The following is a 14,583-nucleotide window of genomic DNA, read 5'->3' on the forward strand; positions in this document are numbered from 1 at the left end:
GTTAATCCTTAATTTGCAAAACACTATAGAGCTCAAATAGTATTTCATAATATTTTTTGTAGTTCTCAATAAGCTCTTTTTTATACATCCACATCTCTCTTTGGCTAAGCAGATACACAATAGCAGAATCTTCTCCAAGCTGATACCCCCTCTCAATTAGAGGCATAAGCTCATTTTCATACTGCTTTAATATAGATGCAGAGAGCTCTGTGCTTTGAAAGGCTTGTGAGAGTTGCTTTTGCAAAAGTTTAATTTCAGACCCTCTTTTTAGTTTTAACTTCTGCTTTTCATACTCTAAAGCACTCTTTTTATGCAAAGCAACCGCTCTGCTCTCTTCATTAAAAGAGCTTGTGAAATTAAGCGGAATGGAGAGTCCAACAACATATTTTTTTGTATCAATCTCATCTTGATATGCAGCAGAGAGGGTAAAGGAATCAAACTGTTTATCATATCTGCCAAAGTCACTCTTTAGACTCTCTATTTTCTTATCTAAAGACTCTTCTTTCATAGACTCTTCTACTGTATCAAAAGAGAGCTTCTCTACAACCGAATATGTATCCTTGCAAGATAGTGTCTCATCTTTAAATATGGGCATAAGAGTTTTAGATGCCAAAGCCTCTCTGGAGGATTTTTCTTGGTTTTGATAGTAATTAAGGTCGCCTTTTAGGCGTTCTAATTCGATTTTAAGTTGTAGAAGCTCTTTTTTGGATATTTCACCATATTGATATGCTTTCTCTTTTTTTATATATAGCGTCTCAAATGCAAGATATGACTCTTTGTACTGCAAAATCGCTTCTTTATCAAGACAATTAAGATGATACAAAAGACGTACATCATTTTGAAGAAGTAAAAAATCATGCTTAAGATTTAATATCTCAGCATCATTTAGGTAGCGAGCCGATTTTGCTATGCTCTTTTTAACAGAAGGGTTAATAAACTTCTGCTCAACCCCTATACTATACTCATAACCGGATTTCTCTAAATCCGGTTTGGCATAACTTCCATCCGTATTTAATTGAAGTGCCTCATTTGATAAAATCGCCCTATTCTCAGCACTATATGCAGCTTCATATGCCTTAATGGCTTTTGCCGTTGGGTGCTCCTCTTTTAATTTTTGTATTATCTCATTCAAGCTTATATCTGCTGCTTGTAGAAATATATTACATGTTAATAAAAATAGTATCAATCGCACTTATTGTTCCTTATGTCTCTTTTTTCTATCACGGTTGCATCTAATGCGTTTATTGTTAATCTGTAGTTATTTGTGCTTATTGCGTAAATCAAGTACTTCCCATCACGCTTTAGCTCTACAGACTCGCTCTGTTGATCTGTTAGTTTCTCTTGTTTAAAGGGTTTTTTATCTAAGTTCATAAAAAACATATAGTCAGATGTATTCATAGTCCGACCTGATGCAAAAAGCATAAATGGCATTATTAATGTAATTAAAGTTTTCATGACGACCCTCCTCTTGTAGTGCAATAGCCGTTGCGATGATGGGCTTATAAAGCGTGCTCAGCGGGCTATTGCTAATTTATTTTATTTTGGTTTATGCTGTAGTTGTTAAAAAAGGTTAAGCGATAGGAGGTTTTAGAAAATTAAAAGATTGATATGAGAGCACTACTTTGTTGTGCTTAAAAATAGATTTTGTCTTTATTGTATTTAGGATAGAGTGTGGTTTTGCAGGACTTATGTCCATAGCATGATACTGCGTATGAATATCATGCATAAGTCCATCTTTATTTGAGTCAGAAGTGTAAAACTCATCAAAGATATACTCAACTGCAGAGTGGTAATCCTTTTCTAAAGTCACAAAAATATAATCGTGTACTAATGAAAAGCTTAGTGCAAATAACAATATAAAGGAGCTTATCTTTTTTACATTCATAATCACATTTTAATGTATAATTATTAACAGATGTGTAATAAAGTAGGTATTGTAATTACAGATTTATTTTAATACACTTCTATAATCAAAATAGAAAACAAGAGAATCATGATGAGCAGAAAAGAACAATTAATACTAGATATTCAAAATTTGCTTAATAGCTACAAAGGAATAGAAAAAACATCAATAAACCCAGAATTATTACAATTTTTGGATGAAAATACTCTATTAAGCATCATAGACTCTCTATTAACTCAAAAAGAGTCTTCCAAAGAGTCAGATTTAGAGTGGTTGGAAAAATTTAAAAAACATAAGGCGTAGAGTACGCTGTTTTGTGCTTTTTAGTTATGTTTCAATTCAATTTAATTATAATTTGTTTGATTTGTTACCAGAAAGTCTGATATAATTGCGCTATATTCAAAATGAAGGACTTTATTATGTCTAATGTAGATTTAATTCAATTAACGGAAGAGACAAAAAAATTATCTTCCATGGTCGTAGAAGATGAAAAAGTAGCTAATGAGCTTCTTAGCTCTACTTTTAAAAACTTTTTTGCTAGCGTGAAGTCATGCTTTAACGGAAAAGAGGCTCTAGAGGCTTATAAAACATCAATGCCTGACATTGTTTTTGTTGATATTATTATGGCGGGAATGGATGGTATAGAGCTTTCACGTAAGATTCGTGAAATTAGTCCTAACCAGATTATTATCGTTATCTCTGCAAGTAATGATATAGAAAAAATATCTGAGTCAATCGAGGTTGGTGTTAATAGCTTTATCCAAAAACCGATTGATACAAAGAAGATAGTTGAACTTTTATCTAGTATCGTTTCGATGATTAACAAAAAAAAGAAGATAGAGACGAAAACATTCTCAATATCTCTCCCTTTAGATCTATATGAAACAGTAAACGAAAATGCAAAGGCCGAGAGTATCTCTAAAAATGCAGTAATAATCAGAGCGTTACGTAACTTTTACGAATAAAGCTCTTTTATCTACCGAGTTTACGCAATTTTATATTTTATTAAGAAATAAGTATATATAATTTCGGCTCGGTAAATAAGACCGACAAAGTGGCCCCGTCGTCTAGCGGTCAGGATCCATGGTTTTCATCCATGTTACAGGAGTTCGATTCTCCTCGGGGTCACCACTTCACAACATACAAAACAATCAAAATAAATTATCTCCTCAGCTAAAATTTGGTACTATTTCAAAAACCATTTTTAGGAATTTTAATGTTAAGATTTGCGCCCAGTCCTACCGGCGATATGCATATAGGTAACCTAAGAGTTGCACTATTTAACTACATAGTATCAAAGCAGAGAAAAGAAGAGCTCATTATCAGAATTGAAGATACTGACAAAGATAGAAATATAGAGGGCAAAGATCAAGAGATATTAGATATTTTGGGCGTTTTTGGCATTGAATACTCACAAGTTATATATCAGAGTCAAAACATGCGTTACCACTCCGCTATGGCGCTACAGCTTCTACATGAGCTAAAAGCATTTAACTGCTTTTGTTCTACAGATTGGCTAGATAAAAAACGCCAAGAGGCAAAAGAGAGTAAAGTTGCATATAGATATGATGATGCATGTGCATCTCTACCTGATGAGCTTGTTATTGATAATGAAAACCCTTTTACCGTAAGAATAAGAAAGCCCATGGAAGCGATAGTTGTCAAAGATTATATCAAGGGTGAGATAAAATTTGAAGCAAACGAGATAGACAGCTTTATAATTATGAGACAAGATAAGAGACCTATGTATAACTTTGCCTGCGCAGTTGACGATATGATAAGTGATGTATCGTTGATAATACGCGGCGAAGATCACATGAGCAACACGCCAAAGCAGATTCTAATCAGAGAAGCCTTGGGTTATACCAAAAAAATAGAGTACGCACACTTACCTATCATACTAAATGAGAGCGGTAAAAAAATGAGCAAACGAGATGATGCTTCAAGTGTAAAGTGGCTTCTTGAAGAGGGGTATCTACCATCTGCTATTGCAAACTATCTTATACTAATGGGCAACAAACCTCCAAAGGAGATTTTTCATCTAGCAGAGGCTATAGAGTGGTTTGATTTAAAAAACATATCAAAATCCCCTGCCCGCTTTGATATAAATATGTTAAAACATATAAATAGAGAGCATATAAAAATGCTTGAGCCAAAAGAGCTCTCTCGTTATGTCGGTTTTGCAGATGAGGAGATTGGAGAACTTGCAAAAATTTATCTAGAAGAGTCAAATACGACTAGGGATTTAAAAGCAAAAATAGCTTCTATCTTCGCAGATAAAGAGATACCTGATGAGATTAAAGAGTCTGCGCAAATCATAATAAAAGCTATTAAAGACGCACCCTACTTTGAGGAGTATGATGAGTTTAAAACTTATATTATGAAGGAGTCGGGACTCAAAGGCAAAAACTTTTTTAGACCGCTTCGTCTAGTATTAACAGGAGCTGAGCATGGCCCTGATATTTCATTGGTTTATAAATATATTAAAAATTATTTAAGGGAGATTGTAAAATGAGTATCTTAATAGACATAGCTCAGGGCATAGGTTCAATAGCTCTTACGCTGATTAATGTATACATATGGGTTGTTATCATAGCTGCTCTTCTTAGCTTTGTAAATCCTGACCCGTTTAATCCGATTGTTCAGTTTTTGTACAGAATAACAAATCCTGCATACCATTTTGTTAAGAGATACATAAGAACGGACTTCAACGGTCTGGATTTGGCACCATTGGTTATCATCATTGGTCTACAGATAGTAAGCGTGCTGCTTAGCTCTATCTTACGTGCTCTCTAGCCTAGAGCACTGCCTTAATGCTTTAATCTTTTTTATATTTTATAATCTCTGAAGATGACTCTTTATCTTCTAGAACAAGCTCTAAAGTGTCTGATTTCTTAAATGAGACAATATAGTATTTATTCCAATCACTCTTTGTATCAACAAGGTAAGAGAATCTATTCTCTTTGGGAAGTTCTTCTACCTTAATAGGGAGCTGCGAATTTAGTTTAAGAACTAAATCGGTATCTGTAGGTTTTTTTGGATTGTAAAACTCTTTAGGCTCTTTTGTAAAAATAAATATAAAGAAATACTCATTTTCATTAAATGATTTTGGATAGACCTCATTTAGGTATATAATAGAAAAGATACCGCTAATTTGACCATCTTTTGATAAAATTTTTGAACTTTGCAGACTTGAGGCGCTCATTTTTTGAGCTATGTCCATCTCAAACCCAAAAAAAGCATCTTTTCTGGAGCATCCGCTAAAAAGTATCAAAAAAGCCAAAAGAGTAAAAAAAGTTTTCATTCAAATTCCTATAAATAATCGCCGAATTATATCTTATTAAACAAGCTTTTAACGACTATTTTGTATAATCACCTAAATTTTAACTAAAGTATTTAAATTGAAGAAAAGATTAGCTGTTGCTTTTACCGGTCCATCAAACAGCGGTAAGACTACCCTTATATTAAAAGTTGCCAGAAAGCTCTTACATGACTTTAAAAAAGAGGTCGCAATTATTAAGCATGACCCAAAAGATAAAGCTCGTTTTGATGTTGAAGGAAAAGATAGTTATAAGTTTTCAGATACCGGTGCGGAAGTCATAGTAACCTCGCCAAATCGTACTACATACTTCTCTAACAGACATAAAGAACTCGATGAGATGATTAGACTCTTTAATGATTTTGATATTTTGCTTGTAGAAGGTTTGAAAAACTTACCGCTACCTAGAATCAGCGTATTTAGAGATGTTTTAGATGAGGATTATTTTCCGTATATGGATGCGCTTGCGACTGATGGCAGTATAGAACTCGGTAATTATAAATTGCCAAAAAATGTTGATATTCTCGATATAAATAACTGTGAAGATGTAATATCTTGGATACTTAAAAATGCAAAGGAAGTATAGATAAATGACTGATATATTTAGTGCCATACAAAGAACAGCCATTAGAATTAAAGATGCTATAGACACGAAGGATATTGGTTATTCACAACAAGAGAATAGCTCAGGCGAGACTCAGCTTCAGCTTGATATTAAGTGCGATATGATTATTCAAGAGGAGTTCTCCGGCGTAGCTTCCATCAATACAGTTGCTAGTGAAGAGAAAGAAAAAGAGATAGTGCTAAATAGCAGTGGCAAATATTTTATTGCTTATGACCCGCTTGATGGCTCATCCTTGGTAGATGTAAATCTTAGTGTTGGATCTATTTTTGGTATCTATGAAAAGAGTTTTGAGGCAAAAAATATGGTTGCTTCATGTTACGTTGTTTTTGGACCGCGTGTTGAGATGGTTTTTGCTCATAACAAAACAAAGCTTCACCTGCTTCAAGGAGAAAACTTTGAGTTTGTAAAAGAGATTCGCCTGGGTGAAAAAGGAAAGCTTAATGCACCGGGAGGTACTCAGCAGAACTGGGAACCTTATCACAAAGAGCTTGTGGATAGTTTCTTTGCCGAGGGCTATCGTTTAAGATATTCGGGCGGTATGGTTCCGGATCTGCACCAGATTCTTCTTAAGGGCGGCGGACTTTTTAGCTATCCAAGCACTTCTGATAGACCCAAGGGGAAACTTCGTAGACTTTTTGAGGTATTTCCTTTTGCCTTTATATTTAAAACTGCCGGCGGAGATGCAACAGATGGAGAGAGGGATTTAATGGAGCTAGGTTGTGCACACATACATGATACTTCCCCATGCTTTTTTGGTTCCAAACATGAGATACAGAGAGTAAAAGAAGTTTATGCAAACAATAAACAGCGCTGAGATGGATAAGTTTGAACTCTATCTTGATGAGATGATAGAGAAAGTCCAAAATTGCCAAAAATCCAAAACTTTAAATAGTTGTAGCAGTTGTGAAGAGTATCTAAGATGCGAGTTAAGAAGCGAGTACGTAAAAGCAGTTTATAACAGCATGTCCAAGGGTGACACCGGCGGATTTGAATTTTAAGGAGATAAAATTGAGTAAATATATAACAACACCCATCTACTATGTTAACGGTGAAGCTCATATCGGGCATGCATACACTACCTTTATTGCCGATAGCATAACTAGATATGAGAAGTTAAAAGGGGAAGATACCTACTTTCTTACCGGTACAGATGAGCATGGTCAAAAGATTGAGGAGTCTGCTCAAAAGAGCGGCAAGCCTACTCAGGTATTTGCGGATGAGATAAGTGCCGGTTTTAAAAATCTATGGGATGAGTTTGAGATAAGTTATGACAAGTTTATCCGTACTACCGATGAAGATCATAAAAAAGGCGTACAGAAAGCTTTTGAAGTTATGTATAACAAAGGCGATATATATAAAGATTTTTATGAGGGTCACTACTGCGTAAGCTGTGAGACATTTTTTACCGAGACTCAGCTTGTTGACAATGAGTTTTGTCCTGATTGCGGTAGAAGTACAAATGTAATAAAGGAAGAGAGCTACTTTTTTAGACTCTCTAAATATGAAGACGCGCTTCTTAAGCACTATGCGGATAATCCAAATTTTATTATGCCTCGTTCACGAGCAAGCGAGGTTGTTAACTTCGTAAAAGGCGGTCTGCGTGATCTATCAGTGACAAGAACATCTTTTACGTGGGGAGTTGGAATGCCTGAGTCAATAAAAGATGACAAGCATGTCATGTATGTTTGGCTAGATGCACTCTTAAACTACATAACTGCTCTTGGTTATGGAGGGGATGAGAAAAATATGCGCTACTGGCCGGCTTCAGTTCAGTTTGTCGGCAAAGATATTCTTCGTTTTCATGCTATTTACTGGCCTGCATTTTTAATGAGTTTAGAACTCCCTCTTCCGCAGCATATCGGTGCACATGGGTGGTGGACAAGAAATGGGGAGAAGATGAGTAAGTCAAAAGGCAATGTCGTATCTCCTAGGGAAGTCTCTAATGCTTATGGAGTTGAAAATCTAAGATATTTTATGCTCAGAGAAGTTCCTTTTGGGCAGGACGGTGATTTTTCTCAACGAGCATTTATTGATAGGATAAACTCTGAGCTTAGTAATGATTTGGGCAATCTTTTAAACAGAATCATCGGCATGAGCGGCAAATACTCCGACTTTGAGATAGATAGCAAGGATGTATTAAGATACCATAAGCAAGAGCTCGATGCCATGAATATAGTCCTAGATTCACTCGATGCCTATATAGAAAACTTACAGACACATAGATATCTAGAGGAGCTATGGAAGCTCTTTTCAATCGGTAATAAAGCAATAGAAGAGCATGCTCCATGGGTTAAAATGAAAGAGGATAAAAAAGATGAAGCGTTAGCTACTGTTGCACTTGTTGCAAATATTTTAGCTAAAGCTTCTATAATGCTCTCCCCTGTTATGCCTAAGACAACAGAGACTATTGCCGATGCTCTAAGCTTTAACATTGATAGTAGTAGTTATAAAGAGCTTGTTGTAGAAAAGAAACTATTGAAATTATTTAATATTAAAGCAGTACCGCCTCTTTTCCCTCGTGTTGAGGAGCCGTTAATTGCAGAAGCTCCACTGGCACAGCCAAGTATGCAAGATAGCACTAGTGAGTTGCAAGAGGATTCAAAGGAGCAAGATAATCTCATAGAGATAGGACAATTTTTTGAGACCTCGCTAAAAGTAGGTGTTATTGTAGAGGCAGAGGAAGTCGCTAAGAGTAAAAAACTTCTCAGGCTTCAAGTTGATTTAGGCGAAGAGAAACCTAGACAGGTTGTTGCCGGAATAAAAGAGTTTTATAGTGCCCAATCTCTGTTAAATACGCAAGTTTGTGTTGTTGCAAATTTAAAGCCCGCAAAACTTATGGGTATGATCTCTGAGGGAATGCTTCTTGCTGCTAAGGATGAAGATGGTCTATGTTTAATCAGACCGGAAAAACCTAAAAAAGCAGGCACGCCTATTGGATGAGACTCGAAAACTTTCTAGCATTAACACAAGCTACCCTTATTAATGAACCATGTATATATAGCTTTGAAAACATTGTTTTTGAGGCTTCAAAAGTAAAAAGAGGAGATCTTTTTTTTGCTTTTGATAAAGAAAATATACCTCTTGCGGTTGCAAATGGTGCTTATGGTGTTGTGTTTGAAGGTAAGGCAGATATAAGTGACGGTGAAATTGCTTGGATAAAAGTAGAGACTCTTGAAGGTGCTTTAAAAAAACTTCTTAGATTTAAGATGATTGAAAAAGAGGTTGTGGCGTATGAGTGCAATGAAATTGTCCTAAAACTCTCCCAACAAGTAATTACCCAGACTAATTTTCTCTCCCTTAGTGGAGATTTAAAGTCAATTTTTAAATCTCTTTGGGATATAGAGAGTAGAGCTATAGTACTTTTTTCCCCTGCTCTAACAGATGAAAAAATCTTTGCAAGTGTAAAGAAGATGCCTGGCAGACCTTTTTTGCCTATTGAAATTATGGAGCAGACTCTATTTGAGACATCATTTATATATGATAATATATTTTATGAGAGGCAGTTAATCTCTCCTTTTTTTATCTCCTACTTAGAAGAGCTACTGCATTTTTTTAAAACGGCAAAGATAAACTATAAACTCAAAAAATTTACTCCGATAGAGCATTTTGAAGCTGTATTTACAAACAAAAAGCTTGAGGTTAAAAACTTCGGAACAAGCGACAAGGTGCTTATATTTGAACCAAATGTCGGACTGATTGATTCTCAGATACTTTTTTTAAAGCGCCATGCATCTTGGGCAAATATTATCTTTATAGTTCCATCTCACTCAAAAGAGCAAAAGAGTGAGAATATTTTCATATATAAAAACGAAAAAGATATTATAAAGATACTAAAGGAGAATAGTTTTCATTTTGCTTTAATCGCGGGTGTCGATAAATCAATACTAAATAAACCGCTCTCTAAGCAGACTCAGCTTATAATGGATTTTTAAAACACCGCTCTAATCGTTGAGCGGTTTTACGGATTGAAGCTTCATAACCGCAGTGTTAACATCTCCTGCATATTTTACTTCAGTGGTTGGCATCATTACCCCCTCTTTTTTTTCATAGTTTTTATAAAGCGTTACAAACCCCATGCTTTTAGCGCCAAAAGATAGTTTTCCTATGACTTTTTCAATTAAATACTCTCTCTTTGAGACAAAATACTTTGTCTCTATATTGCCCTCTTTAAGTATAAATATATAATTTGTATCATCGCTGCTAAACTCAATATTTTGGGCTCTGTTTTTAAGTACCAAAGGATTATAAAGACGCATTAGCTGTAGTTTCATAGCATCAAGCATTGGACCGCTTGCCACTACTTTTTTATTACCGAACTCTTTTGTCCCATGCCCTTCAACAAGTGTCCTCGTCTCTTTTTTATCCGGATAGGTAAGTTCGGTACGAAGCGAGCTTGGCAGCGATACTCTTCTATGATCACTCCCATTTCTGTTGCCGGCTTTTGCTTCTACAAGCCACACTTGCTCATAACTGCTCATTTTTATAATATTTTTCTCTCCGCCATATACGTTTATCATCTTATTTAGTATCTCATCTAAAGCGGTATCTTTTGCATTTAAAGATGTCAAGAGCAAGGCTGTTGCTAGAGCTGATTTTATTGGGTTAATCATTGTTGTTATTTCCTTTTTTTATACACAAATATGTGATTTTTTTGAATTATACTAAAAAGAGTGTTGTGTTTTTGTTCACACTTTGTGCGAGATGAATTTTGGGTACAATATGCAATTGAAATTAAATTATAAATATTAAGGCAGCACCAATTATGAATCGTAGGGATTTTTTAACAGCGGCTACCGTTTCTACAGGCGTAATAGCGCTTAGCGGTTGTAACGATAGTAACAGAGAAGCGATTGATTACTCAAAACATCCCGGCAAAAAAGAGAGTGACGCAAAGAGAGTAAATATAAATAGAAATAAAAAAACTACAATTAAGCTTGCGACAAGCTGGCCTGCAAGCTTTCCGATTATGGGAGTCGGTGTAGAGAGATTGGCAAAGAGATTAGGTGATATTAGCGGTGGCTCTTTGGATGTCAAGATTTATCCAAAAAATGTTCTTATTCCTGATTTGGCGGTATTTGATGCCTGCTCTAGCGGTCAGATTGACGCTTTTCACTCCGGACCTTACTACTGGAAGGGAAAAAATAGCGCTTTTTCTCTATATAGCGGAATACCGTTTGGTTTTACGGCGGAAGAGATAAACTCATGGATGCTTTTTGGTGGTGGAATGGAGCTTTGGAGGGAGCAGTATGCAAAATATAACCTTCATCCGTTTATGGGAGGAAACACCAACATCCAGATGGGCGGATGGTTTAGAAAAGAGATAAACTCGCTTGCAGATATGCAGGGACTCAAGATGAGAATACCTGGGCTTGGTGGAGAAGTTTTCTCCAAAATGGGAGTAAACTCGGTTCTGTTGCCCGCAGGAGAGATATATACCTCTTTGGAGCGCGGGGTTATAGATGCGACGGAATGGGTCGGACCTGCGTTGGATATAAAGATGGGGTTTTATAAGGTTGCTCCTCACTACTACTCCGGCTGGCATGAGCCCGGTTCTATTTTAGAGCTTACGTTTAACAAGCAGTTTTATGCTAAATTGTCTCTTGAGCAGCAATCTATGATCGAAGTTGCCGCTAGCGAGATGAACTCCAATATGACGTATGAGTTTCATAGTGAAAATATAAAGGCTCTTAAAAAATTAAAAGAGTTAGATATATCTATTTTGCAATTTCCCGAAGATGTAATAGATGCAGGGAAAAAAGCTTTAAGAGAAGTAATAGCAGAGCTTGGTGAAAAAAATAGTGATTTTAAGAGAGTTTACAGCTCCATAGAGAGTTATCTTGCCCTCTCAAGAGAGTGGAGTGATGCAAGTTTGAGGTATTTTTTAAATGAGAGATAGAAAAGGAGCTACAAATTTGAGATATATTATATTTTTTATTTTTATATTTAACACTGCTTTGTGGGGCTCTTTTAGTGGAGTTATCATAGATAGAGTTACATCTGCACCTATAGAAGGTGCGATTGTTAGTGATTCCAATTTTAGCACAAAAAGTGATATAGGTGGAAGTTTTTTAATCAATAGCAATGAGGATAGAGTTTCTATAAAGGCGTATGGTTATAGACCATATAAATTAAATAAAGAAAACAACGAGACTGTTTTTAAATTAGAGCCGATAACAGTTAAAGCTCTTTATCTTAGCTTTTGGCGTGCAAGCAACAACTCTCCAAGATTAAAAGAGATTTTAGATATTATTGAGAAAACTGAAATCAATACTATTGTTGTAGATGTTAAAAATGAGTACGGCTCAACTTCTTATAAGACCTCTTATGAGAAAGCAAACAGTTATGGTGCTCATGAAGATAGAACAAACAGAGATATAGCGCAATTCATGGAGCTAATGAAGTCAAAAAATATATACACCATTGCTAGAGTAGTAACATTCAAAGATGAGCTTCAAGCTTCAAATAACCCTGACTATGCTATAAAAAAAGAGGATGGTACACTCTGGAGAAACCATGACAATATGGCTTGGGTTGATCCGTTTGATAAAAGAGCACATGAGTACACAATCTCAATTGCCGAGGATGCCGCAAAAGTTGGTTTTGATGAGATTAATTTTGACTATATACGTTTTCCTGCAAAGACCGGATTGTTGTTATCTAAAGAAAACAGCGAAGAAAACCGCGTAGAAGCAATAGGTGAGTTTTTAGAATTAGCACAAAATAGGCTTAGAAAATATGGTGTTTTTATCTCTGTTGATACTTACGGAAACGTATGTTGGGAAGATAATGACGTAGGGATTGGGCAGAAGATAGAGTCACTATCAAAATATGCGGATTATATCTCTCCAATGCTCTATCCTTCGGGTTTCTCAAGTGGCTCATTTGGATTTGAAAATCCATCTGAGCATCCACATACCGTCATCTTTAGAAGTATTAAAAACATAGAAGATAAGATTGATTCAAAGAGACTCAGACCATGGCTTCAATCTTTTAAAGATTATGCTCATAGGAAAATAGAGTATAGCTACTTTGAGATAAATGAGCAGATTAGAGCGGCTGCAGATGCAAATACAAGCGGATGGATGCTATGGTCACCATCTAGCAGATATGAAATAAGCTATTTTACACAGAGAGAGAAAAAAGCTTTAACCTTTGATTTAGTTCGTGAGACTCAGGAATATATTGATTAACAAGAGCATGAAATCTCTTTGAGTGGTTCATGTGAGTTAGATGGGCTATCTCATGAACTACTACAAAGTCAATTAGCCTTTTGTCTATTTTTATTAGCTCTATATTAAAAGTTATAACACCTCTTGAGTTACAGCTGCCCCATCTGCTTCTCATTTTTCTGAACTTTATGTCACTATAGTTTAAATTCATCTCTTTTGAGTAGTGAGCTGCTCTTTGGATAAGATAATTTTTTGCATACTCTCTATAGAACTTATCATAGCACCTTTTAATGGCTTCTACATTTGAAGTATCTGCTCTTTGCAGATACTCTCTTAGCTTGGCTGCCTCATTAGAATCAACACTAATAATCTCTCCAAAGAGCATAACTTCATCTTGAAGATTTATACTCTTTGGAGGATTCTCCTCTATAGTTCTTAACTGTTTTCTTATCCAAGGCTCTCTTTTTAAAAGAAGCTCTTTAATATAATTTTTAGAGACAACCGGAGTCTTAAGCGTAATATCACCATTTTTTTTAACACTTATATAACTGTTTTTAAGATTTGCTTTGCATAGATGCAAGATTTCTAAATCATTGAAGTTTATCTTATTCGTATGCAATTGGATCTTTAACTCCTGCAGCTTTAAAGCCTTTTAGTCTTAGACGGCAGCTGTCACATACTCCGCAGGCTCTATCTTCATTTTTATAGCAGCTCCATGTAAGATGTAAGGGAGTGTTTAGTTCAACTGCATGCTTGACAATCTCGGACTTTTTAAGGTGCACAAGCGGCATATGGATTGTTATATTTGTCTCATCTTTTGTACCGAGATTAATACTCTTCTCCATACTTTTAATAAAGGAGTCCCTACAATCAGGATAGCCGCTACTATCCTCCTCTACAACGCCAATAGCAATAGCCTCAGCGCCCTCTTTCTCTGCAATAGCGGCTGCCATACTTAGAAATATACCGTTTCTAAACGGTACGTACGTAATCGGCACTCCCTCTTCTAGTCCGTTTGTCGGAACCTCTATATTTGTATCAGTTAGTGCCGAAGCTCCAATTTGAGTAAAAAAATCTAAGTTTAGAACATATCTATTTAGAACTTTTAACTCATCACAAATCGCATTAAAGCACGAAAGCTCTTTAGCCTGCGTTCTTTGTGCATAGTTAAAGTGCAAAGCTATAATCTCATAACCCAACTCTTTCATCATGTAAGCACTAAGTGTCGAATCCATACCGCCGCTCATGATGCAGAGCGCTATTTTATTTTTCATCTTCATAAAAATATTTTAACATAATATTTTAATCTTCATTAAAAGAAATAAGCAATATAATCATCTTATAGAGTAAATAAAGGGGATATTATGAATGTTTCATCTTCTGGAGCAACGGCTCAATCTTCAACTCAAGTTGAAGCTATGAAAAAATCTATTGACACGCAAGAGCAGCAAGTTTTAAAAATTTTAGAAAATGCCAATAAAGAGTCTCAAAAAATGGCTGCACAGAAAACAGGTCTTGGAAATAATTTAAATATAACCACCTAAACTTCTGCATATAAAATTGGCGA

The 14,583-nt window shown here is 35.6% G+C and carries 19 protein-coding genes and 1 tRNA gene; 13 read left to right on the forward strand and 7 right to left on the reverse strand.

What is annotated here, in order from left to right:
• Window position 1 precedes the first annotated feature (1 nt).
• From M0Q20_RS00145 to M0Q20_RS00155, 3 genes are all read right to left on the reverse strand, one after another.
• Window positions 2–1,192, reverse strand: a complete 1,191-nt coding sequence (locus tag M0Q20_RS00145) for a TolC family protein (RefSeq protein WP_295057340.1) — start codon at window positions 1,190–1,192, stop codon at window positions 2–4.
• Entirely contained in the window at window positions 1,183–1,455 is a 273-nt protein-coding gene (locus tag M0Q20_RS00150) for a hypothetical protein (protein WP_295057343.1), read from the reverse strand. The genes M0Q20_RS00145 and M0Q20_RS00150 overlap by 10 nt, the downstream gene beginning before the upstream one ends.
• A 115-nt stretch (window positions 1,456–1,570) precedes the next feature.
• On the reverse strand, window positions 1,571–1,810 hold the full coding sequence (locus M0Q20_RS00155; RefSeq protein ID WP_295057346.1) for a hypothetical protein: 240 nt from the start codon (window positions 1,808–1,810) through the stop codon (window positions 1,571–1,573).
• A 186-nt stretch (window positions 1,811–1,996) separates the two neighbouring features.
• Here M0Q20_RS00155 and M0Q20_RS00160 point away from each other — a divergent pair, with 186 nt between their 5' ends.
• From M0Q20_RS00160 to M0Q20_RS00180, 5 genes are all read left to right on the forward strand, one after another.
• The gene (locus M0Q20_RS00160) at window positions 1,997–2,206 is read left to right on the forward strand and encodes a hypothetical protein (RefSeq protein WP_295057348.1); all 210 of its coding nucleotides are present in this window, start codon (window positions 1,997–1,999) and stop codon (window positions 2,204–2,206) included.
• Between the two features lie 116 nt (window positions 2,207–2,322).
• Window positions 2,323–2,868, forward strand: coding sequence for a response regulator (locus M0Q20_RS00165; protein WP_295057351.1), 546 nt, complete (start codon window positions 2,323–2,325; stop codon window positions 2,866–2,868).
• 91 nt (window positions 2,869–2,959) lie between these two features.
• A tRNA-Glu gene (locus M0Q20_RS00170) sits at window positions 2,960–3,034 on the forward strand.
• An 85-nt stretch (window positions 3,035–3,119) separates the two neighbouring features.
• Window positions 3,120–4,418, forward strand: a complete 1,299-nt coding sequence (gene gltX / locus M0Q20_RS00175) for a glutamate--tRNA ligase (RefSeq protein WP_295057354.1) — start codon at window positions 3,120–3,122, stop codon at window positions 4,416–4,418.
• Window positions 4,415–4,699, forward strand: a complete 285-nt coding sequence (locus M0Q20_RS00180) for a YggT family protein (protein ID WP_295057358.1) — start codon at window positions 4,415–4,417, stop codon at window positions 4,697–4,699. Before gltX ends, M0Q20_RS00180 begins: the two co-directional genes overlap by 4 nt.
• A gap of 22 nt (window positions 4,700–4,721) precedes the next feature.
• Here M0Q20_RS00180 and M0Q20_RS00185 read toward each other — a convergent pair whose 3' ends face one another.
• Window positions 4,722–5,207, reverse strand: a complete 486-nt coding sequence (locus M0Q20_RS00185; RefSeq protein WP_295057361.1) for a hypothetical protein — start codon at window positions 5,205–5,207, stop codon at window positions 4,722–4,724.
• 97 nt (window positions 5,208–5,304) lie between these two features.
• Between M0Q20_RS00185 and mobB the strand changes: the two genes are divergently transcribed.
• From mobB to M0Q20_RS00210, 5 genes are read left to right on the forward strand one after another with little or no spacing between them, the layout of a single operon-like run.
• Window positions 5,305–5,808: a molybdopterin-guanine dinucleotide biosynthesis protein B gene (gene mobB, locus M0Q20_RS00190; protein ID WP_295057364.1), complete on the forward strand. Its 504-nt coding sequence runs from the start codon at window positions 5,305–5,307 to the stop codon at window positions 5,806–5,808.
• A 4-nt stretch (window positions 5,809–5,812) separates the two neighbouring features.
• Window positions 5,813–6,661: a class 1 fructose-bisphosphatase gene (locus M0Q20_RS00195; protein WP_295057367.1), complete on the forward strand. Its 849-nt coding sequence runs from the start codon at window positions 5,813–5,815 to the stop codon at window positions 6,659–6,661.
• On the forward strand, window positions 6,639–6,845 hold the full coding sequence (locus tag M0Q20_RS00200) for a hypothetical protein (protein ID WP_295057370.1): 207 nt from the start codon (window positions 6,639–6,641) through the stop codon (window positions 6,843–6,845). Before M0Q20_RS00195 ends, M0Q20_RS00200 begins: the two co-directional genes overlap by 23 nt.
• A gap of 10 nt (window positions 6,846–6,855) precedes the next feature.
• Window positions 6,856–8,787, forward strand: a complete 1,932-nt coding sequence (gene metG, locus M0Q20_RS00205) for a methionine--tRNA ligase (protein WP_295057373.1) — start codon at window positions 6,856–6,858, stop codon at window positions 8,785–8,787.
• Window positions 8,784–9,779 carry a hypothetical protein gene (locus M0Q20_RS00210; RefSeq protein WP_295057375.1) on the forward strand — a complete coding sequence of 332 codons (996 nt, stop codon included), beginning with the start codon at window positions 8,784–8,786 and terminating at the stop codon, window positions 9,777–9,779. Before metG ends, M0Q20_RS00210 begins: the two co-directional genes overlap by 4 nt.
• 9 nt (window positions 9,780–9,788) lie before the next feature.
• Here the strand turns inward: M0Q20_RS00210 and M0Q20_RS00215 are convergent, their stop codons facing one another.
• Window positions 9,789–10,457, reverse strand: coding sequence for a hypothetical protein (locus M0Q20_RS00215; RefSeq protein ID WP_295057378.1), 669 nt, complete (start codon window positions 10,455–10,457; stop codon window positions 9,789–9,791).
• 152 nt (window positions 10,458–10,609) lie between these two features.
• Here M0Q20_RS00215 and dctP point away from each other — a divergent pair, with 152 nt between their 5' ends.
• The gene (gene dctP / locus M0Q20_RS00220; RefSeq protein ID WP_295057381.1) at window positions 10,610–11,743 is read left to right on the forward strand and encodes a TRAP transporter substrate-binding protein; all 1,134 of its coding nucleotides are present in this window, start codon (window positions 10,610–10,612) and stop codon (window positions 11,741–11,743) included.
• Window positions 11,744–11,759: 16 nt separating this feature from the next.
• A complete protein-coding gene (locus tag M0Q20_RS00225; protein WP_295057384.1) occupies window positions 11,760–13,037 on the forward strand; it encodes a putative glycoside hydrolase in 1,278 nt (425 codons plus the stop codon).
• Here the strand turns inward: M0Q20_RS00225 and M0Q20_RS00230 are convergent.
• Both M0Q20_RS00230 and queC read right to left on the reverse strand, forming a co-directional pair.
• Entirely contained in the window at window positions 12,970–13,635 is a 666-nt protein-coding gene (locus M0Q20_RS00230) for a SprT family zinc-dependent metalloprotease (RefSeq protein ID WP_295057387.1), read from the reverse strand. The two genes, M0Q20_RS00225 and M0Q20_RS00230, sit on opposite strands and share 68 nt — an antisense overlap.
• The gene (gene queC, locus M0Q20_RS00235) at window positions 13,622–14,296 is read right to left on the reverse strand and encodes a 7-cyano-7-deazaguanine synthase QueC (RefSeq protein WP_295057390.1); all 675 of its coding nucleotides are present in this window, start codon (window positions 14,294–14,296) and stop codon (window positions 13,622–13,624) included. The genes M0Q20_RS00230 and queC overlap by 14 nt, the downstream gene beginning before the upstream one ends.
• 84 nt (window positions 14,297–14,380) lie before the next feature.
• Between queC and M0Q20_RS00240 the strand changes: the two genes are divergently transcribed.
• Complete coding sequence (locus tag M0Q20_RS00240) at window positions 14,381–14,560, forward strand: hypothetical protein (protein ID WP_295057393.1); 180 nt, start codon at window positions 14,381–14,383, stop codon at window positions 14,558–14,560.
• Window positions 14,561–14,583 lie beyond the last annotated feature (23 nt).

Source organism: Sulfurimonas sp., assembly GCF_023229025.1.
In the GTDB taxonomy this organism is placed as follows: Bacteria; Campylobacterota; Campylobacteria; order Campylobacterales; family Sulfurimonadaceae; genus Sulfurimonas.